The sequence below is a fragment of the Belnapia arida genome (genome assembly GCF_016773205.1).
GTDB classification, from domain to species: domain Bacteria; phylum Pseudomonadota; class Alphaproteobacteria; order Acetobacterales; family Acetobacteraceae; genus Belnapia; species Belnapia arida.
Genome location: NZ_JAETWB010000003.1, coordinates 327,290 through 349,940, shown reverse-complemented (window position 1 = coordinate 349,940; position 22,651 = coordinate 327,290). Strand labels below are relative to the sequence as shown.

18 protein-coding genes and 1 tRNA gene are annotated in these 22,651 nt (G+C 71.7%); 12 read left to right on the top strand and 7 right to left on the bottom strand.

Annotation, left to right across the window (positions count from 1 at the left end; translation table 11 throughout):
• Positions 1 to 16: 16 nt before the first annotated feature.
• A complete protein-coding gene (locus tag JMJ56_RS11415; protein ID WP_202831722.1) occupies positions 17 to 1,264 on the top strand; it encodes a Gfo/Idh/MocA family protein in 1,248 nt (415 codons plus the stop codon).
• A 10-nt stretch (positions 1,265 to 1,274) separates the two neighbouring features.
• On the opposite strand, the gene JMJ56_RS11410 is transcribed toward JMJ56_RS11415, so the two are convergent.
• From JMJ56_RS11410 to JMJ56_RS11400, 3 genes are all read right to left on the bottom strand, one after another.
• Positions 1,275 to 1,356, bottom strand: a tRNA-Tyr gene (locus JMJ56_RS11410).
• A gap of 37 nt (positions 1,357 to 1,393) precedes the next feature.
• On the bottom strand, positions 1,394 to 1,948 hold the full coding sequence (locus JMJ56_RS11405) for a hypothetical protein (protein ID WP_202831721.1): 555 nt from the start codon (positions 1,946 to 1,948) through the stop codon (positions 1,394 to 1,396).
• Positions 1,945 to 2,967, bottom strand: coding sequence for a methyltransferase domain-containing protein (locus JMJ56_RS11400; protein ID WP_202831720.1), 1,023 nt, complete (start codon positions 2,965 to 2,967; stop codon positions 1,945 to 1,947). The genes JMJ56_RS11405 and JMJ56_RS11400 overlap by 4 nt, the downstream gene beginning before the upstream one ends.
• Before the next feature lie 184 nt (positions 2,968 to 3,151).
• Here JMJ56_RS11400 and JMJ56_RS11395 point away from each other — a divergent pair, with 184 nt between their 5' ends.
• Together JMJ56_RS11395 and JMJ56_RS11390 are read left to right on the top strand one after the other, a co-directional pair.
• On the top strand, positions 3,152 to 4,819 hold the full coding sequence (locus JMJ56_RS11395) for a peroxidase family protein (RefSeq protein ID WP_202831719.1): 1,668 nt from the start codon (positions 3,152 to 3,154) through the stop codon (positions 4,817 to 4,819).
• Positions 4,820 to 4,839: 20 nt separating this feature from the next.
• Entirely contained in the window at positions 4,840 to 5,262 is a 423-nt protein-coding gene (locus tag JMJ56_RS11390) for a hypothetical protein (RefSeq protein ID WP_202831718.1), read from the top strand.
• 7 nt (positions 5,263 to 5,269) lie between these two features.
• On the opposite strand, the gene JMJ56_RS11385 is transcribed toward JMJ56_RS11390, so the two are convergent.
• The 3 genes from JMJ56_RS11385 to JMJ56_RS11375 are packed head-to-tail and all read right to left on the bottom strand — an operon-like array spanning position 5,270 to position 11,878.
• On the bottom strand, positions 5,270 to 7,354 hold the full coding sequence (locus JMJ56_RS11385; protein WP_202831717.1) for a BTAD domain-containing putative transcriptional regulator: 2,085 nt from the start codon (positions 7,352 to 7,354) through the stop codon (positions 5,270 to 5,272).
• Between the two features lie 37 nt (positions 7,355 to 7,391).
• Positions 7,392 to 8,672 (bottom strand): YcaO-like family protein, encoded by a 1,281-nt coding sequence (locus JMJ56_RS11380; RefSeq protein ID WP_202831716.1) that lies wholly within the window; start codon positions 8,670 to 8,672, stop codon positions 7,392 to 7,394.
• Between the two features lie 14 nt (positions 8,673 to 8,686).
• Positions 8,687 to 11,878: an Ig-like domain-containing protein gene (locus tag JMJ56_RS11375; protein WP_202831715.1), complete on the bottom strand. Its 3,192-nt coding sequence runs from the start codon at positions 11,876 to 11,878 to the stop codon at positions 8,687 to 8,689.
• Positions 11,879 to 12,094: 216 nt separating this feature from the next.
• Here JMJ56_RS11375 and purC point away from each other — a divergent pair, with 216 nt between their 5' ends.
• The 4 genes from purC to purQ all read left to right on the top strand — a co-directional run bounded on the left by purC (position 12,095) and on the right by purQ (position 14,169).
• Positions 12,095 to 12,859, top strand: a complete 765-nt coding sequence (gene purC / locus JMJ56_RS11370) for a phosphoribosylaminoimidazolesuccinocarboxamide synthase (RefSeq protein WP_202831714.1) — start codon at positions 12,095 to 12,097, stop codon at positions 12,857 to 12,859.
• A gap of 63 nt (positions 12,860 to 12,922) precedes the next feature.
• Positions 12,923 to 13,162 (top strand): phosphoribosylformylglycinamidine synthase subunit PurS, encoded by a 240-nt coding sequence (gene purS, locus JMJ56_RS11365; protein WP_202831713.1) that lies wholly within the window; start codon positions 12,923 to 12,925, stop codon positions 13,160 to 13,162.
• A gap of 67 nt (positions 13,163 to 13,229) precedes the next feature.
• Complete coding sequence (locus tag JMJ56_RS11360) at positions 13,230 to 13,466, top strand: hypothetical protein (protein ID WP_236037645.1); 237 nt, start codon at positions 13,230 to 13,232, stop codon at positions 13,464 to 13,466.
• Between the two features lie 4 nt (positions 13,467 to 13,470).
• On the top strand, positions 13,471 to 14,169 hold the full coding sequence (gene purQ, locus JMJ56_RS11355; RefSeq protein ID WP_202831712.1) for a phosphoribosylformylglycinamidine synthase subunit PurQ: 699 nt from the start codon (positions 13,471 to 13,473) through the stop codon (positions 14,167 to 14,169).
• A gap of 4 nt (positions 14,170 to 14,173) precedes the next feature.
• Here purQ and JMJ56_RS11350 read toward each other — a convergent pair whose 3' ends face one another.
• On the bottom strand, positions 14,174 to 16,006 hold the full coding sequence (locus JMJ56_RS11350) for an LCCL domain-containing protein (RefSeq protein ID WP_202831711.1): 1,833 nt from the start codon (positions 16,004 to 16,006) through the stop codon (positions 14,174 to 14,176).
• 103 nt (positions 16,007 to 16,109) lie between these two features.
• Here JMJ56_RS11350 and purL point away from each other — a divergent pair, with 103 nt between their 5' ends.
• The 5 genes from purL to JMJ56_RS11325 all read left to right on the top strand — a co-directional run bounded on the left by purL (position 16,110) and on the right by JMJ56_RS11325 (position 22,632).
• Positions 16,110 to 18,308 carry a phosphoribosylformylglycinamidine synthase subunit PurL gene (purL, locus tag JMJ56_RS11345; RefSeq protein ID WP_202831823.1) on the top strand — a complete coding sequence of 733 codons (2,199 nt, stop codon included), beginning with the start codon at positions 16,110 to 16,112 and terminating at the stop codon, positions 18,306 to 18,308.
• 5 nt (positions 18,309 to 18,313) lie between these two features.
• Positions 18,314 to 18,547 carry a BolA family protein gene (locus JMJ56_RS11340; RefSeq protein ID WP_043337248.1) on the top strand — a complete coding sequence of 78 codons (234 nt, stop codon included), beginning with the start codon at positions 18,314 to 18,316 and terminating at the stop codon, positions 18,545 to 18,547.
• 17 nt (positions 18,548 to 18,564) lie between these two features.
• Positions 18,565 to 18,903, top strand: coding sequence for a Grx4 family monothiol glutaredoxin (grxD, locus tag JMJ56_RS11335; RefSeq protein WP_090664558.1), 339 nt, complete (start codon positions 18,565 to 18,567; stop codon positions 18,901 to 18,903).
• 147 nt (positions 18,904 to 19,050) lie between these two features.
• Entirely contained in the window at positions 19,051 to 20,556 is a 1,506-nt protein-coding gene (locus tag JMJ56_RS11330; RefSeq protein ID WP_202831710.1) for an AAA family ATPase, read from the top strand.
• 33 nt (positions 20,557 to 20,589) lie between these two features.
• Complete coding sequence (locus JMJ56_RS11325; RefSeq protein WP_202831709.1) at positions 20,590 to 22,632, top strand: NAD(+) synthase; 2,043 nt, start codon at positions 20,590 to 20,592, stop codon at positions 22,630 to 22,632.
• Positions 22,633 to 22,651: the final 19 nt, after the last annotated feature.

The window sequence follows — 22,651 nt, the reverse complement described above, 5'->3', positions numbered from 1 at the left end:
CAAGGGAGCTCCCTCCATGGCCGATCATGACCTGCCGCGCCGCGGCCTCGTCCTCGCCGCCGCCGCGCTCGGCGCCGGCGGCGCGGGCTATCCGCCGCCCTCGCCCATCGACAGCGGCCGGGTGGAGAACGGGCGGGTACAATTCCCCGACTGGCGCGGGCCGGCCGACCCGCCCGGCGGCGGCGCCCCGCAGCCGCAGCCACCAGGGGAACGGATCGGCTTCGCCGTAGTCGGCCTCGGCCGCATCTCGCTGGAGGAAGTGCTGCCCGCCCTCGCCGAATGCAGGGAGGCGCGGCCCGTCGCCCTCGTCAGCGGCAGCCCGGAGAAGGCGCGCGTGGTCGCGGCCCAGCACGGCATCCCGGATACGGCCGTCCACGGCTATGACGAGTTCGAGCGGTTGCGGGAGAACCCGGCGGTGCAGGCGGTCTACATCGCCCTGCCCAACGCCATGCACCGCGAGTTCACGGAGCGCGCGGCGGCCATCGGCCGCCATGTGCTCTGCGAGAAGCCGATGGCCAACAGCCTCGCCGACTGCCAGGCCATGACCAGCGCCTGCGAGCGTGCGGGGGTGCGGCTGATGATCGCCTATCGCTCGCAGTACCAGCCGCATCACCGGGCGACGATCGCCCTCATCCGCAGCGGGGAACTGGGGCGGCTGCGCTTCATCGAGGCAGCCAATACCCAGGCCAACGGGCCCGGGCCGCAATGGCGCTACAACCGCCAGATGGCAGGCGGCGGGGCGCTGCCGGATATCGGCCTCTACTGCCTCAACGCGGCGCGCTACCTGACCGGGGAGGAGCCGGTGGAGGCCTTCGCCACCACCTACAGCCCGGCCGGGGATGCGCGCTTCGCCGAGGTGGAGGAGAGCATCGCCTTCCAGCTCCGCTTCCCCTCGGGCGTGATCGCCAACGCGCTGAGCAGCTACGGAACCTATGAGAACCGGAGCCTGCGGCTGCATTTCGAACGGGGCAGCATCGAGATGCCGCATGCCTTCGCCTATCAGGGCCAGCGCCTCGTCGTGCAGCGCCGGGTCGGCGAGGTCGGGGCGGAGGAGGAGCGGATCATCAAGCCGAAGAACCAGTTCGCGCAGGAGATCGACCATTTCGCCGCCTGCGTGCGGGACGGAAGGAAGCCGCATACGCCGGGCGAGGAGGGCGTGCAGGACCAAGCGCTGATGGAGGCGCTGTACCGCTCGGCGAAGGAGGGGAAGCCGATGCGGCTGGAGCCGCCGCCGGGGCCGACGCGGGGCCCCGATCCGGCCTGAGGAGGGAAAATGGAGGGGGTTGGATTCGAACCAACGTAGGCGAAGCCAGCGGATTTACAGTCCGCCCCCTTTAGCCACTCGGGCACCCCTCCGCGGAGCCGGGGGGATATCCGGCTTCACCCCGCCCTGTCAATGCGGCGGGGGCTCCCGGGGTGCCAGGAATTCGCCGAGCCAAGGGGCACGCCAGCCCTCCATCCGCCAGGACAGGGCCTCCGCTCCGCCGAGTGACGGGTCGGGCACGTCGATCCGCACCTCCCCTGCCTCGCCAAGGCCGCGGCGGAAGGCAGAGCGGCCGGCCGCCTCCAGCCGCAGTGCGCTCGCCGGGCCGAACAGGCGGGCGATCCCGTCGCTCGGCTGGAAGGTGCCGGCGACCGCCATCCCGGCCGGCAGGTAGCGGGCGAGGAGGAAACTCTCCCCCTCCCCGCCCCCGGCCAGGCGCAAGCCGAGGAAGGTGGTGCGTGGCCTGAGGCCCAGGGGCGGCGGCGCATCGGCCGGCCCCTCGGCGGCACCGGCTTGGGCGATGGTGAGGTATTCGCCCTCCGCGCCCCAGCGGCAGAGGATCAGCCACTCGGCAAGCGGCAGGCCCTGGCGGTGCGGCGCGTCGTAGGACGCCTCGGCAAGGCTGGCCCGCATCGCCATCACGAAGCCTTGCGGCACCATCGCCTGCGGCGGCATATGTCTCATGCACGCTCTCCCCTGCGGATGATCTCGAGCATCTGGGTTTCGCGGTGGCCGCCCTGGATCACCCGGCAGAGGGCGGTCTCGGCCGGCGGAATGCCGTGGGCGAGGCGCATGACCCCCGGCGCGTCGCGGAGGAAGCGCACCCAGTCGCAGCAGGCCTCCAGATAGCCGGCATCGGCCATGTCACGGTCGGCGTTCAGTACCACCAGCCGGCCGCCCGGCCGCAGCAGGGCGAAGCAGGCGGCGGTGACGGTATGGGCCAGCCGGTCGGTGAGGTCGTCATACAGCGTCGTCGCATAGATGAGGTCGAAGCCGCCGCGCGGCAGGGTGCCGTCGAAGGTCGCCTTCGGGCTGCGGTGCAGCGTTTCGATGCCGCGCGCGGCGTGCTCCATCTGCACCATCGCGAGGGAGGCGGCGTCCTGGTCGAGGGCGACGAAGCGGCCGATCTGCCCGGCCTGGACGGCCTTGGAGAGTTCGGCCTCGCGCAGATGGCCGCAGCCAAGGGCGAGAACATGCGGGTTAGGCCGCGCCTCGGCCGCCTGGTCGATCCGCCCGGCGATGGTGGCGAGCCGGACGCGGGCGGCGGCGGCGGCGGGGGCGGCGATGTCGCGGCGGAACAGGGTGAGGCCGAGGGCACTGACCTGCTCGTTCTCCAGCGCCGCCTCGCCGCGATAGAGCATGTCGAGCATTGGCGCGTCGCCGGCATAGCCACGGGGCTTGCGGTAGCCGCGCCGGGCGAAGGGGTTCTCGTGCAGCAATGCCAGCAGCGGGTGGGCGCGGAGCGCGGCGACGCTGCGCTGCCAGGCGGTGGGGGCGGCGGTGTTGCGCAGCCAACGCAACCCGTCGGCCAATGCGTCCAGCACCGGCGCCGCCGGCTCCGCGCCGCGTAGCCGGACCAGCGCCTCGTCCAGCAGGTGGCGCGGGTCGGCCTGAGCGGAGGCCAGCGGGGCGGGCGCCGCCGGGCGGAAGGCCTGGGCGAGCGGGGCGCCCTTGGCGGCAGCCTGCATCGGCATCTGGATCATGGTCGCCTCACTGCTCTTTCTGGCCACCGATCAGCGGGGGTGGCCATCGCATGACCGCACCATGGCAAGGCCAGCGTGACCCCAGCGTGATTGCGCCTGGCGCTTCGCCAGGGCAGGAGAAATCACGCTAGGCTCACGCAGGCGCACGCAGCATGCCCGGGACGATGCCGTGGGGAGGCAAGGGATGACGGAGAGCGGTTCTGCGGGGGCCTGCCCCTTTGGCGGCGCGGCAGCGGGCGGCATCCTCGGCCCACTGCCGGGCTTCCGCCACGTCTTCGGCCAGCCCGCTGCGGCGGAGCGCTTCCAGGTGGATGGCGAGGACCCACGCAGCTCGCCCGCCGCACTCGCCACGCTGCGGCGGCGGCTGCGCGGCCTCGCCACGCTGATGGGCACGCGGCCACCGGGCGCCTCCGAGAATCCGAACCTGCCCTCGGGCTATACCTATCTGGCGCAGCTCGCCGCGCATGACATGGTCTCGACCAGCATGGCCTTCTGGGCGGCGGGCGGGCCCGATCCGGGCGTCGCCAACGTGCATGGCGCGCCGCTCCGGCTGCGGACGCTCTATGGCGGCGGGCCGGGCGCCTGCCCCTTCGCCTTCGCCCTGGACGATGCGCGCGACCAGACCCGCAGCCGCTTCCGCCTCTCGGCACATGCCGGGGCGAAGGGCGATGCATCCTGCTTCCGCGACATCGCGCGCGCAGCGACGCCGGGGACGCTCGGCAACCGCGGCGGCTTCGCCGGCGCCGGGCGGGGCGAGGCGCTGATCGCCGATTCGAGGAACGACCAGAGTGCGCCGCTGTCACAGCTCACCTGCCTCTTCCAGATGCTGCACAACGCGCTGATCGACATGCTGCCGAAGCCCGGGACGCTGACGGCCCGCGCGCTTCGTGAGCGGACGGCGGCACGCTTCGCCGTGGCGCAGGAGGCGACGATCCTCGTCTTCCGCAGCGTGCTGCGCCACGACCTGCTGCCGCGGCTGCTCGACCCGGAGGTCCGCGCGCTCTACGACAACCCCGCGCCCGAATGGCTGGAACCGCAGCCAGGGCCCGGCCTGCCGTTGGAGTTCTCGCACGGCGCCTTCCGCTTCGGCCATGCGATGCTGCGCGACACCTACCGCATCGGCGGCTTCGATGATGCGACGCTCGCCGACCTGCTGCGGCAGAACTCGACGCGCGGGCCGAATGCCGTGCCGTTGACGCGGGACTGGCTGATCCGCTGGTCCCAATTCTACGAGATGCCGGACCAGCCCGCGCCGAACCTCTCGATGAGGCTCGGGCCGCGCTACACGGCGATGCTGATGGGCGACGGGTTCTTCGACCCGATCGAGCCTGGCGACCCGGCGGGGGTTGCCTTCCGCGACCTGATGAGCGCCTCGCTCACTGGCATGCGCTCGGTGCGCGACCTCTGCGCCCGGGTGGCGGCGCTGCGGCCGGGGCTCGCCGCGCAATCGCCGCTGCTGGCCGACCCGGCGGCGCGGGAGGCGGCGCTCGCCGCCTGGCTTGGGCGCGACAGTGCGGTCAGCCTGCTGACGCCAGCGGATGTCGCGGCGCTCGCCGCCGAGCCGCCCCTGCCCTTCTACATCCTGTTCGAGGCGGAGCACGAGGCGGGAGGCGAGCGGCTCGGCACGCTCGGCTCGCTGCTGGTTGCCGAGACGGTCTATGGCGCGCTGGCGCGGGAGCGGCTGGCCTCGGAGGGCGAGGGCGAGCTCGGCGCCGCCTTCGACCGGCTCTGCGCCGCCTGGCTCGGAGACACCCGCTTCGTCGATCCGCCGCTCGTCGAGGACATGCCGGGGCTGGTGGCCTTCATCGCCCGGAGGCTCCGCCTGGAGGCGGCGGACCCCGCATTCATCTGATCCCACGAAGGAGACAAACGATGGCCCTGGACCCGACCGAACCCGTCAACATGACCCCGATCAACTACGAGAACTGGGGCAAGCTCATCAAGACCTGGGCCACCGGCAACGACTATGTCGGGAACGGCCATGAATACCCGGTGCCGGAGACCCTCGATGAGGTGAAGCGGCAGCTCGCCGCGGCGAATACCGGCCTCACCCTGCCGGCGCGCATCCAGAAGCTGCAGGTCGTCGTCGGGCGGAGCGACACGCTGCTGTTGCGCCTGCCGCCGCCCGACCTGGTCGAGGCTTCGGAAAAGCGGCTGGCGAAGAAGGACTACGCTCTGCCGGGCTTCTACAACGACCACTTCGGCTGCGTCGCACCAGCGCTGCCAGACAAGGATGCACGGATGAAATTCCATGCGCAGCGCATCGGCGACTACTCGATCGCCAATTGCCAGTGACGCTGGCCTACCAGTCGCCGTGCCGGGCGCCGTAGGTCGGCAGCCCGGCGGCGGCGATGCCGTCGCGCAGGCGGTTCCATTCCTCGGCGCGGCGGATCGGGTAGAGGTGCAGCAGCCAGCGCACCATGTCGAGGTCGCTCGGCAGCGCCTCGGCGAACCAGCTGTCGCGCACGCCATTGAGGTAGCGCGCGGCGGCCTCCTCCGCCTCCTCGATACGGCCGAGCCGGGCCAGCGCCGCGGCGCGCCAGGCCGGCAGGGTGCGGATCACGTCCTGCGCGCGGTCGCAGGCGTCGAGCGTGCCGGCATCGTCGCCGGCGAGATAGGCGATCGTCACCTGATAGCCCCAATGGGTGAGGCTCGGCATCAGCGACATCTCGAGCGACTGGGCCGCGAGTTCCGCTGCCCGCTCGTGGTTGCCGGCGAAGCTGTGGAACAGCGCGGCCGAGATCAGCGTCCAGCTGTCGTTCGGGTTGAGCTCGCAGGCGAGGCGCATCGGCACCTCGGCCTGGGCGTGGTGGCCGCTCATCGCCAGCGACCAGCCGAGCGTCAGCTGGGCGCGCGAATCGGTCGGGTCGAGATGCACGGCGCGGCGGGCGAGCTCCACCGCGCGGGCCTCGCGCTCGCGGCTGCGGCGCTCGCCGGGATGAATGATGTGGACCGAATTCTCCATCTGGGCGAGGCCGCTGAAGGCCGAGGAGAAGCCTGGCGTTCGCTCGATGCATTCGCGGAAGAGCTGCCCGGCGCGGGCCCAATTCTGCGGGCTGAAGCTGCGGATCATGGCCGTCGCGCGCAACCAGCGGTCATAGGCCTCGAGCGAGATGTCGGCCTCGACCGCAAGGCGCTGCAGCCGCGCCGAGGAGATCTGCAGGTTCAGCGCGATGGCGATGCGGCGGACGATGTCGCGATGCGCCTCGAACCAGCCGTCGAGGCGAAGCTCCATCCGCTCCGACCAGATGAAGATGCCGCTGTCCTGCTCGGCGAGGGTGAGGACGAGGCTGATGCGGTCGCCGACCTGGTAGGCGGTCGCGCTGACGCGGTAGCGGGCGGAGACGCGGCTGCCGGTCTGCTCGGCGCTCGGCATCGAGGGGCCATCGACGACGAACCACTCGCGGAAGCGCACCAGGCAGGCGATGAGGTCGTGGCGGAAGCCGAGCGCCAGGTGCATCTGGTCCGGCCCGACACCGTTGACCGCGAAGGGCTCGACGAGCAGGGCGATGCGGGCCGGGGTGCCGCTGGGGCGCGGCACCGGCGCGGGGGCCAGCGCCTCGATCCGGGCTGCGGGCAGCGGGACGGGCTCGGCGAGGCTAGGGGCGATGGTGCCAAGCTTGATCTCGGCGACGAGGGCCTGGGTCGCGGCGGAGGGCTCGGTGTCGTACTCTTCCTCCAGCAGGCGCCAGAGCTGCTCATAGGCGCGGAGCGCGGCGACTGTGTCGCCCGCCTCGGCGCTGCCGCGCATCAGGGCGCGGCAGGCTTCCTCATGCGTCGGGTCGAGCATCAGGATCGCTTCGGCCAGGCGCTGAAGCAGGCTGCGTGGCTGGCTCTCGACGCGCAACGCCGACTCGAGGGCGCGGATCAGCCGGTCGTGAAAGGCCTGGCGGGTGACGGTCAGCCAGCCGCGGAAGGCCGGGTCGAGGTCGTCGAGGCCTTGCAGCAGCGCCTCGCTCAGCCGCGGCGTCGACAGCAGCAGCGGATGGGCGACGCCGCGCTCGGCGGATTGCAGCACGTCGCGCGCATCGGGCCGGGCGAGGGCGAGGTCGAGGGTGACGGTGAGACGGCCGGCGCGAAGGGCGTTGCAGCCGGCGGCCTCCATCGCCTCGCGCAGCTCATGCACCACCTGGCGGAGCGAAGCGCGGGCCTTGTCCTCGCCCGTCTCGCTCCAGAGCAGGCCGACCAGGCGCTCGCGGCTTTCCTCGCCGCTCTCGCTCAGCAGCAGATAGCCGAGCAGGGCACGCGCCTTGCGGCTGCGCAGGCGCAATTCGTGGCCGGAGAAGCTGGCGCGCAGCGGGCCGAAGAGCGAGGCACTGAGCAGCTCCGGCGCCACCGATGCGGCCCGCCCCCCCGAGGTGATGGCCTGCTGCGGTGACTGCTCCATCAACTCCGGGCCTGGATGCTCGCGGCTGAACCGGGCGTCACATCAACGCAATTCCGCCGGTATGGCAATCGCCGCCGCCCGTGCGGGCGATGGCCGCGCGAAGCCTTCCACCTATGGTTCGGGAGGGTTCGACCTCCAGCCCCGGGACGACGAGGCGCATGGCGGGGAGGCCAAGCTCCTGCCGCGTCAGATCAAGGGCAAGAACCGGCAGGCCCCGCGCACCGAGCCGGCTGACCAGCATCGCCATGGCGGCGGCGGGATCGGCGGGCAGGCCAGCGCCAGGGGCGGCGGGGCCCACGGGATGAAGCAGGGCGCAGTCCCCGGCCCGGATGCCGTGATAGCGGCGGAGCAGCGCCCGGTCACGGGCGTTGAGCACGTCCGGCCCGGACTCCTCCTGCTTCGCCAGGACGACGGCATGGGCCATCTCCATCTGGGCCATCTCCAGGATGGCGGCGCGGGCGGCCGCGGCCCGGGAGGTGCGGGCGGCGAGGCCGCAGCAAAACCCCTCCCCCTCCGGCCCGGCCGAGATGGCGGCGATGACGGGGACGCCGAGATCGCTGGTGAGGTCGAGCAGCCAGCTCTGCCGCCGCTCATCGCCCTGGCGCAGCCGGGCGATGAGCGGGGCGGCGACGGCCATGGCCGGATCCTCCAGCGCGACCGGGCGGCCGTGCTGCCCGCCGCGCCACCAGAGGGCGGCGGCGTCGCGCTCGACCAGCTCCAGCAGCGCATGGAGGGCGGCGGCCTCCGGCGTCGGCCCGGCGGCGCAGCCGATGCTGAGCGGCCAGGGTGGGGTGAAGTCCGGCTGCGGGTGGCGAAGGCAGAGGCCGGCCGGCAGCCAGGCGCTGCCCGGCGCATCGAGGCGGAGAAGCTCGATCCAGGCCTTGGGTGCGGCGCCCTCAGGCAGGATGCGGGCGAGCCATTCCGCATGTTCGGACCGGGACGGCGGCGGGCCGAGGTGGGCGCCATCCGCAGGCGATTCAAGCGCGGAGAGCAGCTCCACCCCCTCACCCACGCAGCCCTCGAAGGCCTCGATCAGGCTGGCCCCGACGCCCGAGACGCTGGCGAGGCCAGCGCCGACGGGCACCTCCGCCCCGAAGACGGCGAGGCCGGGGGCGGTCGGGCAATCGAGGGTGAAGAGCCGGGTGAAGCGGCCGGCGGCGCGGAACAGCAGGGCGCGGTTGCGCTCCGCCGGGCCGGGCGTGGCGGGGACCGGGCAGCCGAGCCAGGCGAGGAAGTCCCGCAGATCCGGGGTGGCCGGGCCGGACGGATTGAGCAGGTGGCGGGCGGCGGCCTCGCAGAGCGCGGCGGTCTCGTGCATCCGCCGAACCTAGCCTAGGCGAAGAGAAAATCCGCCGCCGAGAGCGCTGATTTCTGCACTCCCGCGAGGGTGATGCCGTCGCCTCCGCCGAGATCGATCATCGCGCCGCCGGGCTGGTCCGCCATGGCCGCCAGCACGTCGGTGAAGCTGCCAGGGCCGAAGCCGGCGAGGCGGATGTGGTCGATGCCCGGGGTGAAGTCGCCGATGCGGTCGGCGCCGCTGCCGCGGGCGAAGAGGAAGAGGTCGGCCCCCACCCCGCCCAGCAGCACGTCATGGCCCGGGCCGCCGTCGAGCGTGTCGTTGCCCGCCGCGCCGTTCAGCCAATTCGCACCGCCATTGCCGGTGACGGCGTTGGCGAGGCCGTTGCCCTGGCCAGTGCGCGTGGTGCCGAGCAGCACCAGGGATTCGAGATGGGCCGCAAGGGTGTAGCCGCCGCCGGGAATGGCAGCGAAGACCGTGTCCCGGCCGCCGCCCGAGGCCTCGAGGACGACGTCGCCGGGGGTGTCGATGCGATAGGCATCGTCGCCCGGCCCGCCGCTCAGCCAGTCCGCCTCGCCGAGGCTGGAGGCGCCGTCCAGCACGTCATCGCCGGCGCCGCCGGCCAGCCGGTCCGGGCCGGCGCCGCCGGCCAGCGTATCGTCGCCCGCGCCGCTGGAGAGGAAGTTGGCGCTCTCGTTACCGGTGATGGCATTGGCCGCGGCATTGCCGCTGCCGTTGATGGCGCCGGCCCCGGCCGCGAGGACAAGCGCCTCCAGATGCGCCGGGAGGGCGATGCTGACGGTGCTGACCACAGTGTCATGACCGCCATCCGCCGCCTCCTGCGGAAGCGGGCCGCGACTGCCGACGAGGTAGAGGTCATCACCCGCCCCGCCGGCGCCGGCGCCGGGATGCACCGCCGCCCCGGCCGGGATGCCCGTGCCGCCCCAGGCATTGCCGGCCAGGTCGGTGAGCTGGCCGCCGCCAAGATCGAGACCAGTCAGCAGGATCGTCTGCGGTGCGGTGCCCTCCGGCAGGTCGAGGTGGAAGGGCAGGCGCGGCCCGTCCGACCCGGCACCGAACGCCGCCTGCATCGGCGTGCCGTCCACCATCAGGTTGAGCACCGGTGTCCCGCCCGCCAGGCGGATGGCTTCGGAGAAGACCAGGGCGAGGTCGATGGCGCCGCCATGGGCCATGCCATCCAGGTGACGGAAGGTGGGCGGCGCCTGGTCGGCCGGCCAGAGGCTGACACCGAGCGTGGTGCCGGGCAGGGTGAGGTGCAGCGGGTTGCCGGCAGCGTCCTGGAGCCGCTGTTCGGGATCCTCGAGGGCGGTGACGCGGATGCCGCCCCGCGCCAGGTCGCCCTCCTGTACGCGGAAGGTGAAGGCGAGGCTGGTCGGGGTGCTGCGGAAAGGATCGAACGACGCATGGCGGGCGGTGCCGCCGGCATCGATCAGCAGGCTCGGCAAGGTCTGACCATCGGCGAGATGCATCGCCTCGCTGGCCGAGAGGGCGAAGCGCAGCAGCTGGCCCGGGATGTAACGGCCATCGGCGGGGGCGATGAGGCTCGCTGTCGGCGCGACGGTATCGATCAGCAGGGCGGCGAGGCCGGGGGAGACCGGCAGGGCCGGCGCCAGCACATTGCCGGCGAGGTCGGTGACGGCGCCGCCGGGATCGCTGAGGCCGGTGACGGTAGCGCCAAGCCCCTGCCGCCCGTCGGGCATGGCGAGGGCGAAGCGGAGCACGGTGGGGTCAGTGCCGGCGAGCAGGGTTGCCTGCATCGCCTGGCCGCCGATCGAGAGGTTGAGCACCGGCGCCGGCTTGCCGCCCGCAACGGCGACCGCCTCGCTCATCTGCAGGTCGATGACGAGGCTGCCGCCAAGCCCAACCGGGCCGGGGCTCCGAGGCACTGCGGCCTGGATTGCGGGTGGGGTGTTATCGGCCTGGACCAGGACGTTGGAGAAGTCCGGTACGGTGCCGAGCGCGCCGGACCAGACATTGCCGACCTTGTCGGTGATCGCCCCGCCGCCGATCAGCCGGCCGAGGGCGATGCCCGCCTGAGCCTTCGCTTCGGCTTCGACGACCAGGCCGAAGGAGAGCTTGTTGGCCGCCGGATGGCCGAGCAACGCCGCCTGCAAGGTGGTGCCGCCGATCACCACCTCCAGCACCGGGGCGGGGGCGCCGAGCTGCAGCTGCACCGCCTCGTCGAAGGCGAGGGCGAAGACGAGCATGTCACCCGCCGGGTGGTTGCCGGGGGCGGGGCCGGTGATGCCGGTGAGTGCCGGCGGGGCGAGGTCGGCCCGGACCAGCACGCCGGAGAGGTCCGGCACGCCAACCAGCCCGCCGGAGAGTGGGTTGTTCGAGCTGTCCTTGATCGTCCCGCCGGCCTGGACGATCTGGCCGAGGGCGATGCCGTCCTGGTCCGAGGCGCCGGCCGGCAGGGTGAGGCGGAAGGTCAGCCGGTGCGGGGCCGGGCTGGCGACATGGCTGGCGGCCAGCACCTGGTCGCCGACCAGCACCTCCAGCACAGGGCCGGCGCCGCCCGGCGGGGTGGCCACTACCACCGGCTTGTTGAACTGGATGGTGATGTCGAGCGTCTGGCCGGCCTGGTAATTGCCGGCGGCGGGGCCGGCCACGGCGGTGACGACCGGCAGCGTCGTCTCGCCGACGCGGAGGTCCAGCGTGGCGCGGGCCGAGACGTTGCCGGCGCCGTCCTCGGCATCGAGGCCGATGGCGTAGTACTGCCCGAGCGGCAGGGTGCCGAGGGCGAGCTGCCAGGCACCGGTGCCGTCGGCGGTGGTGGTGGCGAGGAGCCTGGTGCCGTCATAGGCGCGGATGACGGCCCCGGCCTCGGCGGTGCCGGAGACGGCGGGGGTGGTGTCGACCGTCTGCCAGACGGGCTGGCTGCGGTTGCCGGTGGTGTCGCCGGCGAAGCCGGTCGGCACCGGGGCCGCGGGGGCGGACTGGTCCACGGCGAGGCGGAAGGGAGCGCTGTCGCCATCCGGGCCACGGGCGACGAGGAGGACGTCCTGCTCGCCTATGATGTTGGCCAGCGCCTGCCAATTCCCCTCCGCGTCCGCGGTGGCGCTGCCGATCTGGGTGTTGCCGAGCATCAGCCGGACCAGCGTGCCGGGCGTGGCCGTGCCGCGGAGCTGGGGGTTGGGATCGGCCGTGATGCCATCCCCCGGGGTGCCGGTATCGTTGAGCAACCCGATGATGACGGGGGCCATGGCCATCCTGGTCCTGTTGCGAGACCGCGACAGGATCGGGGGTGGAGGTAAAGGAAGGGTGGCCGCCGAGGTGGAATTTCGATGCAAGGGGGGCCGTGGCGGTCTCGGCAACCCCTTGCTATACCGCACCCGCCGGAGCACCCGGAGGCGGGGCCGCCGCGCGCCCTGCCGCCCGGGGCACGGCGGGAAGTCGCCGGAAGAAGGATATCTGTCACCATGGCGCGACGCCGTCAGCTCTATGAGGGCAAGGCCAAGATCCTGTTCGAGGGGCCCGAGCCCGGGACGCTGGTGCAGTACTTCAAGGACGACGCCACCGCCTTCAACAGCCAGAAGAAGGGCACCATCACCGGCAAGGGCGTGCTCAACAACCGCATCAGCGAATACCTGATGAGCCGGTTGATGGAGATCGGCGTGCCGACCCATTTCATCCGCCGGCTCAACATGCGGGAGCAGTTGATCCGCGAGGTGGAGATCATCCCGCTCGAGATCGTGGTGCGGAACGTGGCGGCGGGGAGCCTTTCGACCCGGCTCGGCATCGCCGAGGGGACGCGGCTGCCGCGCTCCATCATCGAATATTATTACAAGAACGACACGCTGAACGACCCGTTGGTCTGCGAGGAGCACATCACCGCCTTTGGCTGGGCGGCGACGCAGGACCTCGACGACATGGTCGCGCTGGCGCTCCGGGTGAACGACTTCCTCACCGGGCTGATGCTCGGCGTCGGCATCACCCTGGTCGACTTCAAGGTGGAGTTCGGCCGGCTTTACGATAACGAGGAGATGCGGATCGTCCTCGCCGACGAGATCAGCCCGGACAACTGTCGCCTCTGGGACGCCAAGACCGGCGAGAAGATGGACAAGGACCGCTTCCGCCGCGATCTCGGCAAGGTCGAGGAAGGCTATCAGGAAGTGGCGAGGCGGCTCGGTATCCTGCCCGAGGCGGGGGTGCGGGACCTCAAGGGGCCGGAGATGATGCAATGACCCTCCGGTCGCCAGGGGGCGCAGGCGCCGCCGGGCACCGCAGGCGTGAATCGGAGGGTTGAGATGAAGGCGAAGGTTACGGTGATGCCGAAGGCCGGCGTTCTCGACCCGCAAGGCAAGGCGATCGGCCATGCCCTGGCCGGGCTCGGCTTCGCAGGCGTCGGCGAGGTTCGGGCGGGCAAGGTGATCGAGCTGGAGCTGGCCGAGACCGACCCCGCCAAGGCCCGCGCCGAGGCCGAGGCGATGGCGCGGAAGCTGCTGGCAAACACGGTGATCGAGAGCTTCAGCGTGACGCTGGACTGATGCGATCCGATGGCCGGAGCGCCGGAGGGCGCGGAGGGCTGAATCGGCCTGCGCCGGAGGCCATATCATGAAGACCTCGCTCTTCATCATGCTGGGGCTGACGGTGCTGATCTCGATCGGCCTGCGCTGGCGGGAGGAGCGGGTGGCGGTGCTGCGGCCGGTGGCGCCTGCGCGGCGGAAGGGCTTCCTCGCCGGGCAGAAGCGCCGCCTCAACCGCTGGCTGACGGCCGCGACGCTCGCGGCGCTGACGACGATGCTGGTGCTGGGCGGGCTGCATTGGCTGCGCGTTTGGCAGGGAGGTTAGACGGATGCAGGCAGCAATCGTTATGTTCCCCGGCACCAACCGGGAACGCGACATGGCGCTGGCCCTCCAGCGCGCGACGGGACGGAAGCCGGCGATCCTCTGGCACCGGGATACCGAACTGCCGGCGGGCACCGACCTCGTCGTACTGCCGGGCGGCTTCTCCTATGGCGACTACCTCCGCTGCGGGGCGATGGCAGCGCAGAGCCCGATCATGCGGGCGATCCACGAATTCGCCGGGCGGGGCGGGCACGTGCTCGGCGTCTGCAACGGCTTCCAGATGCTGGTCGAGGCAGGGCTGCTGCCGGGCGCACTGCTGCGGAACGCCTCGCTCCGCTTCCTCTCGATGGACTGCCATATGCGCGTCGAGCGGACGGATACGGCCTTCACCGGCCGCTTCCAGCGCGGCCAGGTCTTCCGCGCCACCATGGCGCATGGCGACGGCAACTACTTCGCCGACGAGGCGACGCTCGACCGGCTGGAGGGCGAGGGCCTGGTCGCACTGCGCTATGCGACCGCGGACGGCCAGGTGACGGAGGCGGCGAACCGCAACGGCAGCGCGCGGAACATTGCCGGCATCCTCTCGCCCAACCTGCGGGTGCTCGGACTGATGCCGCATCCGGAGAACCAGGTCGATCCGCTGATCGACGGGACAGATGGGCTGCCGCTCTTCGCGGGGCTGGCGGAGGCGCTGGCCCCCGCCTGAGGGGCTACAGCCGCACCGCCTGCACGCGGCGGTTCAACGACCGGCCGCTCTCGCTGGCATTGTCGGCGATCGGCTCGTTCGGTCCCCGCCCTTCCGCCGTGAGCCGCTCCGCGGCGATGCCATTCGCCGCCAGCCATTGCCGCACGCTCTCCGCCCGGCGCTGGGAGAGCGGGATGTTGATCGCCGCCGTCCCCGTCGCATCGGTATGGCCGGTGAGGCGCAGGCGGAGCGCCGGGTCGGCCGCCAGCGCGTCGCGGAGCTGGGTCAGCACCGGGGCGGCGCCGATGTCGAGATCGGCCGAGTTCGTGCGGAAGGTGATGTAGAGCTGCACCTGGCCGGTGCGCTGCAAGGTCTCGGCGACGGGCGCCTGGACGGGGGCGGCCGCCTTCGCCGCGCGCGGATCGCCGGTGAAGCGGTAGCTGGCATCGTAGGCGCCGTAATTCTGGCTTTGCACGCCGTTGCGGGTGGTGCCGGGATAGCGCGGGGCGCCGGGGAGCATCTGCATCGAGACGGAGCCGCCGGTCTGGGCGATCATCCCGGCATGGACGGCGGCGCGGCAGGTGGCGCTGTCGGCCGTATAGGTGTCGGTGCCCCAGACGGAGCCGCGCAGCGTCGCCTCGCCAGGGCAGAGGCAGGTGACGGCCTCGTCGCTGTCGGCATAGCTGCTCATGTTGTCGGGGCAGAGCTGCGGGGCGCCGGAGGCGGCGGCGGCCTGCTGGCGGGCCGCACCCTGGAAGCGGTAGCTGGCGCCGTAGCTGCCGTAATTCTGGCTCTGCACCCCATTGCGAGTGGTGCCGGGGTAGCGGGCGGCGCCGGGCAGCATCTCCAGCGTCACCGTGCCGCCCTGGCGGGCGACCATCCCCGCATGGAGCGCGGCGCGGCAGGTGGCACTATCGGCCGTGTAGGTGTCGGTGCCCCAGACCGAGCCCCGGCCGAGCTGCGCCGCCGGGCAGGCGCAGGTGACGACCTCGGCGCTGTCGGCGAAGGCGGTCATGTTGTCGGGGCATTGGGCCGGGGCGCCGGCGGGCTGGGCCGGCGCGGCGGCCTGGGCCGGCGCGGCGGCCTGGGCCGGCGCGGCGGCCTGGGCCGGGGCGGGGCCGGCGGCGCCCTGGAAGCGGTAGCTGGCGCGGTAGACGCCGTAATTCTGGCTCTGCACGCCGTTGCGGGTGGTGCCGGGGTAGCGGGCGGCGCCGGGCAGCATCTCCAGCGTCACCGTGCCGCCCTGGCGGGCGACCATCCCCGCATGGAGCGCGGCGCGGCAGGTGGCACTGTCCGCCGTGTAGGTGTCGGTACCCCAGACGGAGCCCTGGCCGAGTTGCGCTGCCGGGCAGGTGCAGGTGACGACCTCGTTGTTGTCGGCATAGGCCGTCATGTCGTCGGGACACTGGCTGAGGGTGGTGGGCTGGGCCGATGCAGGGGCGCTTCCTCCCCCCTGGGCCTGCTCCGGCGTGCCCTGGAAGCGGTAGCTGGCACGGTAGCTGCCGAAATTCTGGCTTTGCACGCCGTTCCGCGTGGTGCCGGGATAGCGCGGCTGGCCGGGCTGCATCTCGACCGTTACCGTGCCGCCGCGGCGGGAGAGCATCCCCGCATGCTGGGCAGCGCGGCAGGTGGCGCTGTCGGAAGTGTAGAGGTCCGTTCCCCAGACCGGGCCCCGGCCCATCTGCTCGGCCGGGCAGGTGCAGGTCACCACCTCGTCGCTATCGGCATAGGCCCCCATGTTGTCGGGGCATTGCACCGGCGCGGCCGGGGCCTTGGCAGCGCCGTCGAGGGGCTGGGCAAGGGCCGGCGCGGCGGCGAGCATCAAGGGCAGGAGAAGCGACAGGAGCGCGCGAGGCATGGCAGGTCTTCCCTGGCATCGGCGCGCCGGCCCCCTGCCAGCCGCGCCTTTCCTGCTATAACCACCCACATTCCGCTCCCATGGGAATCCCGACCGCGTGACAATCGTTACACTCGCCCCTGAGAAAGCTCGTCAGCTGGCCGCCGAATTCGGCCTGAAGCCGGACGAGTACGAGCGCGCGCTCTCCATCCTCGGCCGCGAGCCGTCGCTGACGGAACTCGGCATCTTCAGCGTCATGTGGTCGGAGCATTGCTCCTACAAGTCGAGCCGGGTCTGGCTGCGGGAGCTGCCGACCAAGGCGCCCTGGGTGATCCACGGGCCGGGCGAGAATGCCGGCGTCATCGACATCGGGGACGGGCTGGCCGCCGTCTTCAAGATGGAGAGCCACAACCACCCCTCCTTCATCGAGCCCTACCAGGGGGCGGCGACGGGGGTGGGCGGCATTCTCCGGGATGTCTTCACCATGGGGGCGCGCCCCATTGCCAACCTGAACGCCTTGCGGTTCGGCAGCCCCGATGCGCCGCGCATGAGGCAGGTGATCGACGGGGTGGTGCGCGGCATCGGCGGCTACGGCAACTGCGTCGGCGTGCCGACCGTTGGCGGCGAGGTCAACTTCCACCCGCGCTACAACGGCAACCCGCTGGTCAACGCGATGACGGTCGGCATCGCGCCGCGCGACCGCATCTTCCTCAGCGCCGCGGCCGGCATCGGCAACCCGGTGGTCTATGTCGGCTCCAAGACCGGGCGGGACGGCATCCATGGCGCGACCATGGCCAGCACCGAGTTCAGCGCCGATTCGGAGGAGAAGCGCCCGACCGTGCAGATCGGCGACCCCTTCGCCGAGAAGCTGCTGATCGAGGCCTGCATGGAGTTGATGGCGACCGATGCCATCGTCGCCATCCAGGACATGGGCGCGGCCGGCCTCACCTCCTCCTCCGTCGAGATGGCGGGCAAGGGCGGCGTCGGCATCGAGCTCGACATGGAGAGTGTCCCCCAGCGCGAGGCGGGGATGACCGCCTATGAGATGATGCTCTCGGAGAGCCAGGAGCGGATGCTGATGGTGCTCCGCCCCGGCGCCGAGCACATCGCCGAGCGCATCTTCACCAAGTGGGAGCTGGATTTCGCCGTCATCGGCCGGCTGACCGATACCGGGCATATCGTCATCCGCCACAATGGCGTGGTGGAGGCCGATATCCCCCTCGCCCCGCTCGAGAGCGAGGCACCGCTCTACCACCGGCCGACGGCCGAGACGCCGAAGCAGCCGGTGATCGAGGCGGCCTCGGTCGCCGATCCGGTTGGGCTGGAGGCGGCGCTGCTGACGCTCGTCGCCTGCCCCGACCTCTGCTCCCGCCGCTGGATCTGGGACCAGTATGACAGCATGGTCGGCGGCCAGACCGCAAAGCGCCCGGGTGCGGCAGATGCCGCCGTGGTCCGCATCGAGGACCATAGCCGCGCGCTTGCCATGACCACCGATTGCACGCCGCGCTACTGCTTGGCCGACCCGGAGGAAGGCGGCCGGCAGGCGGTGGCCGAAGCCTGGCGGAACCTCACCGCCACTGGCGCGCGGCCGCTCGCCGTCACCGACAACATGAATTTCGGCAATCCGGAGAAGCCGGAAATCATGGGGCAGTTCGCCGCCGCCGTGCGCGGCATGGCGAGCGCCTGCACCGCGCTCGACTTCCCCGTCGTTTCCGGCAATGTCTCGCTCTACAACGAGACGGAAGGCCGCGGCATCCTCCCCACCCCCGCCATCGGCGGCGTCGGCGTGCTGGAGGACGTGGCCCAGGCCATCGGCCTCGCCTTGCCCGCAGGCACCGAGCTGGTGCTGGTCGGCGAGACGCGGGGCTGGCTCGGCCAGTCGCTCTGGCTGCGCGAGATCGCGGGACGCGAGGAGGGAGCGCCGCCGCCCGTCGATCTGGCCGCCGAGCGCCGCAACGGCGACTTCGTTCGCGAACGGATCCTCGCCGGCACGGTGCGGGCCTGCCATGACTGTTCCGATGGCGGGCTGCTGGTTGCCGTCGCCGAGATGGCGATCGCGGGCGGCACGGGCGCCAGCCTGCTCCCCGGCCCGGCCGATGGACCCGCCCATGCCTGGTGGTTCGGCGAGGACCAGGGGCGCTACGTTCTGGCGGTAACGGATTCGGCCGCCTTGATGGAGGCCGCGCGCGCCGCCGGCGTGCCGGCCACGCGCCTCGGCCGCAGCGGGGGGGAGGCCTTGGTTCTGCCGGATGGCCGATCCATATCCGTCGCCGAGTTGCGGCAGGCGCATGAGGCGACCCTGCCCGCCTTGATGGAGGGCTGACCGGGATGGCGATGCAACCTGCGGAGATCGAAGCGCTGATCAAGGCGGCGCTCCCCGATGCCGTGGTCACCATCGAGGATCTGGCGGGGGACGGCGACCACTACGCCGCCACCGTGGTCTCGGAAGCCTTCCGCGGCCGCAGCCGGGTCCAGCAGCACCAGCTCGTCTATGCCGCGCTGCGCGGCCGCATGGGGGGCGAGCTGCACGCCCTCGCCCTGCAGACCTCCGCCCCAGCCTGACCTACGGAGTCCAAACCATGACGAATCCAGTGTTCGAACGCATCGAGAGCGAGATCAAGGCCACCCCGGTCGTCCTCTACATGAAGGGCACGCCGGTCTTCCCACAATGCGGCTTCTCGGCCCGCGTGGTGCAGATCCTCAGCCATGTCGGCGTGCCGTTCAAAGGCGTGAACGTGCTCGAGGACATGGAAATCCGTGAGGGCATCAAGGCCTATGCCAACTGGCCGACCATTCCTCAGCTCTATGTCCAGGGCGAGTTCGTCGGCGGCTGCGACATCATCATGGAGATGTTCCAGGCGGGCGAGCTGCAGTCGATGCTGAAGGAAAAGGGCATCCCGGTCTCCGCCGAGGCCTGAGCCCAGCCCATGCCGGGGATGCCTGGGCCGGCATCCCCGCCACGGCGGAATTCATTCCGCCTCCTCGGTGACGAATTATATTCACAAAAATAATATGACGGTGTTGTGTACTCGCTCATCCGTGAACTGCGTGAGCGAGGCCGTCCATTGCCCGACACCAATCTGCAGACCGACTCCCTCGTCGCGCCCGCGGCCGGACAGAGTACGGAGGACGGCGTCTCGGATGCCGCCCTGCTCTTCGGCACCACCGCCAGCCCACCGCTCTGGCTCTGGCTGACCATCGAGCCGGCCGAGCTCGCAGCGTTGGAAGGGGCGCTGCTGCGGCACCTTCGCTCGCCTCTCTTCCCCTCGCGCATCGGCGAGGATGCAGTGCGGCCGGGTGACGATGCGGGGCTGCTCGACTTCGCCACCCGCTTCGGCGCCATCGCCTCCCGCTTCGCAGAGGGCCAGGCCCTGGTGCTGGCCGCCACGCGCATCGTGGCCGAGCGCGGCGGGCCGCTCTGCCGCCAGGGCGCGCTGGTTTGCATTGAAACCCTGCACTACCGGCTGCATGGCGAGGCGCGGGGCCTCGGCGGCGATTCGGGGCGGCTGCGGCATTTCGTGCTGGCGGCGCGGCTCTCGGCCGATCTCTGGCTGCGCTTCCTGCCCGGGCCGGAGGGCGCCCGGCCGCTGCCCGGCCGCTTCGCCGAGGTGCTGAGCCTCGCCGTGCAGCCCCCTGCCCCGGCCGCCGCGCCGCCCGCGCCGCCGCCTGCGCCCGTCGCTACCGGCAGCCGGGCCGTGGTGCTCCAGCCCTTCACCGCGCCCAATGAGCGAGCCGAGTGGCAAAGCTACCAGCCCCTGACCACGCCGTTGCCGCTGCGCCGTGTGCCGCGCGATGCCCTCGCCCGGCTCGGCGCCCTGACCGAGGCGGCGCCGGGCTTCGCGGCGCCGCTGGCCGAAATCCGGCGGACGCTGGCACTTGCCGCTCATGCTGGGCGGCCCTCGCCGCGGCTGCGGCCGATTCTCCTCGTCGGCCCGCCCGGCGTCGGCAAGACCTGGTTCGCCCGGCGGCTGGCGGCGGCGCTGGAACTGCCCTTCGCCAGCCTCAATCTCGGGGGCGCGACGGACAACCGCTGCCTCCAGGGCACGGCGCGCGGCTGGTCCGCCACCACCCCGGCTTGGCCGATCGCCGAAATGGCACGGCTCTCGGCGCCCAACCCCGTCTTCTTCCTCGACGAGATCGAGAAGGCGGGCGGCCAGCGCGACAGCAATGGCCGGGCGCATGACACCCTGCTGGCGATGATCGAGCCCGAGAGCGCTTCCGCCTGGTTCGACGAGTGCCTGCGGACGGCGGCCGACCTGCGCCATGCCATCTGGATCATGGCGGCGAACGAGACGCGGGGGATCAGCGCGCCGCTGCTCTCCCGCCTCTCGGTGCATCACATCGAGCCGCCGCCGGCGAGCGCCTTCGACTCCACCTATGCCGGGCTGCTCGCCGGCATCGCCGAGGATATGGGCTGCCGGGCGGCCGACCTCCCGGTGCTGGAGGGCGAGACGCGGGCAGCGCTGCGGCGGGGCTTCGCCGGGCACCGCAACCTGCGCCGGCTGCGGGCGCAGATGGAGGAATGCCTCGGCATCGCGGCCGAGGCGGCTCTTTCCGCCCCGCGCTGCTGACGAAATCCCGGAAGGGGCGTTATCCTCCCCAGGATGACGCCCTTTCACTCGCTCTACCGGCACGGCTTCGCCCGGGTCGCCGCCTGCACCATCCGCTCCGCGCTGGCCGACCCGGCCAGCAATGCGGCGGAAATCCTCCGAGTGGCGCGGGAGGCGCATGGGCGCGGGGCGGCCGTCGCCGTCTTCCCCGAACTCGCCCTCTCCGCCTACTCGATCGAGGACCTGCTGCTGCAGGACGCGCTGCTCGATGCCGTGGAAGAGGCGGCCACCGATTTGATCGAGGCCTCGCGCGGGCTGCTGCCGGTGCTGGTGGTCGGCGCGCCGCTGCGCCAGGCGGGGCGGGTCTACAACACGGCGCTCGTCATCCATCGCGGGCGGCTGCTGGGCGTGGTGCCGAAGACCTATCTGCCCACCTACCGGGAATTCTACGAGAAGCGGCAGGTCGCCGAGGGCCATGGCGCACCGCCGGGCGACATCCGCCTCGCCGGGCAGTCGGCGCCTTTCACCGCCGGACTGCTCTTCGAGGCGGAGGACGTGCCGGGCCTCGTGCTGCATACCGAGATCTGCGAGGACTTTTGGGTGCCGATCCCGCCGAGCGGCGCGGCGGCGCTGGCGGGGGCCACGGTGCTGCTGAACATCAGCGGCAGCCCGATCACCATCGGCAAGGCGGAAACGCGGCGGCTGCTCTGCCAGTCGCAATCGGCGCGCTGCCTCGCGGCCTATGTCTACACCGCCGCCGGCGCCGGCGAATCGACAACCGAGGTCGCCTGGGACGGCCAGGCCGAGATCTTCGAGAACGGCGCCCTGCTGGCCGAGACCGAGCGCTTCCCCATGGCGGCGCAGATGGCGGTCGCCGATATCGACCTCGACCTGCTGCGGCAGGAGCGGATGCGCCAGGGCACCTTCGACGACAACCGGCGCAATACGCCGGCCGCCGCTGGCTTCCGCCGCATCCCCTTCCGGCTTGGCCCACCCGGTGCCGATCTCGGGCTCGAGCGGCCGATCGAGCGCTTCCCCTTCGTTCCTGCCAACCCCGAGCGCCTGGCCCAGGATTGCTACGAGGCCTACAACATCCAGGTCGCCGGCCTCGTGCAGCGGCTGGAGGCGGCGCGGATCAAGCGCATCGTCATCGGCGTCTCGGGAGGGCTCGACAGCACCCAGGCGCTGCTCGTCGCCGCCAAGGCGATGGACCTGCTGGGCCGGCCGCGCACCGACATCGTCGCCTTCACCATGCCGGGCTTCGGCACTTCCGAGGGCACCAAGGGCAATGCCCATCGGCTGATGGCCTCGCTCGGCGTCGAGGCGCGGGAGCTGGATATCCGGCCCGCGGCGCGGCAGATGCTGGGCGATCTCGGCCACCCCTTCGCCGAGGGCAAGCCGGTCTACGACATTACCTTCGAGAACGTGCAGGCCGGGCTGCGCACCGACTACCTGTTCCGCGCGGCGAATTTCCATGACGGCATCGTGCTTGGCACCGGCGACCTGTCGGAGCTGGCGCTGGGCTGGTGCACCTATGGCGTCGGCGACCAGATGTCGCACTACAACGTCAACTCCGGCGTGCCGAAGACGCTGATCCAGCACCTCATCCGCTGGGTCATCGCATCCGGGCAGTTCAGCGGCGAGGTGGGCGAGGTGCTCGGCGCCATCCTCGACACCGAGATTTCGCCAGAACTCGTCCCGGCCGAGGACGGCCAGGCGCTGCAAAGCACCGAGGCCAAGGTCGGCCCTTACGCGCTGCAGGACTTCAACCTCTACTACACGCTGCGCTACGGCTTCCGCCCGTCGAAGATCGCCTTCCTGGCGCTGCATGCCTGGGGCGATGCGGCGGCCCGCCACTGGCCGCCGCATTTCCCCGAGGCGAAGCGGAACGCCTATGATCTGCCGACCATCCGGCACTGGCTGGAAGTCTTCCTCAACCGCTTCTTCGGCTTCAGCCAGTTCAAGCGCAGCGCGATGCCGAACGGACCGAAGGTGGCGGCCGGCGGCTCGCTCTCGCCGCGCGGCGACTGGCGGGCCCCGTCTGATGGCAATGCCCGCGCCTGGGTGGAAGAATTACGCCGGAACGTGCCGGAGTAGATTGCATCCCTGCCATGTC

Bases quoted from the DNA above. Each gene is read 5' to 3' on its own strand.
- JMJ56_RS11390 (WP_202831718.1), top strand. From the start codon at position 4,840: ATGGCCCTGGACCCGACCGAACCCGTCAACATGACCCCGATCAACTAC.
- JMJ56_RS11395 (WP_202831719.1), top strand. From the start codon at position 3,152: ATGACGGAGAGCGGTTCTGCGGGGGCCTGCCCCTTTGGCGGCGCGGCA.
- purS (WP_202831713.1), top strand. From the start codon at position 12,923: ATGAAGGCGAAGGTTACGGTGATGCCGAAGGCCGGCGTTCTCGACCCG.
- JMJ56_RS11400 (WP_202831720.1), bottom strand. From the start codon at position 2,967: ATGATCCAGATGCCGATGCAGGCTGCCGCCAAGGGCGCCCCGCTCGCC.
- purQ (WP_202831712.1), top strand. From the start codon at position 13,471: ATGCAGGCAGCAATCGTTATGTTCCCCGGCACCAACCGGGAACGCGAC.
- JMJ56_RS11350 (WP_202831711.1), bottom strand. From the start codon at position 16,006: ATGCCTCGCGCGCTCCTGTCGCTTCTCCTGCCCTTGATGCTCGCCGCC.
- JMJ56_RS11380 (WP_202831716.1), bottom strand. From the start codon at position 8,672: ATGCACGAGACCGCCGCGCTCTGCGAGGCCGCCGCCCGCCACCTGCTC.
- JMJ56_RS11375 (WP_202831715.1), bottom strand. From the start codon at position 11,878: ATGGCCCCCGTCATCATCGGGTTGCTCAACGATACCGGCACCCCGGGG.
- JMJ56_RS11360 (WP_236037645.1), top strand. From the start codon at position 13,230: ATGAAGACCTCGCTCTTCATCATGCTGGGGCTGACGGTGCTGATCTCG.
- JMJ56_RS11340 (WP_043337248.1), top strand. From the start codon at position 18,314: ATGGCGATGCAACCTGCGGAGATCGAAGCGCTGATCAAGGCGGCGCTC.
- JMJ56_RS11385 (WP_202831717.1), bottom strand. From the start codon at position 7,354: ATGGAGCAGTCACCGCAGCAGGCCATCACCTCGGGGGGGCGGGCCGCA.
- purC (WP_202831714.1), top strand. From the start codon at position 12,095: ATGGCGCGACGCCGTCAGCTCTATGAGGGCAAGGCCAAGATCCTGTTC.
- JMJ56_RS11405 (WP_202831721.1), bottom strand. From the start codon at position 1,948: ATGAGACATATGCCGCCGCAGGCGATGGTGCCGCAAGGCTTCGTGATG.
- grxD (WP_090664558.1), top strand. From the start codon at position 18,565: ATGACGAATCCAGTGTTCGAACGCATCGAGAGCGAGATCAAGGCCACC.
- JMJ56_RS11415 (WP_202831722.1), top strand. From the start codon at position 17: ATGGCCGATCATGACCTGCCGCGCCGCGGCCTCGTCCTCGCCGCCGCC.
- JMJ56_RS11325 (WP_202831709.1), top strand. From the start codon at position 20,590: ATGACGCCCTTTCACTCGCTCTACCGGCACGGCTTCGCCCGGGTCGCC.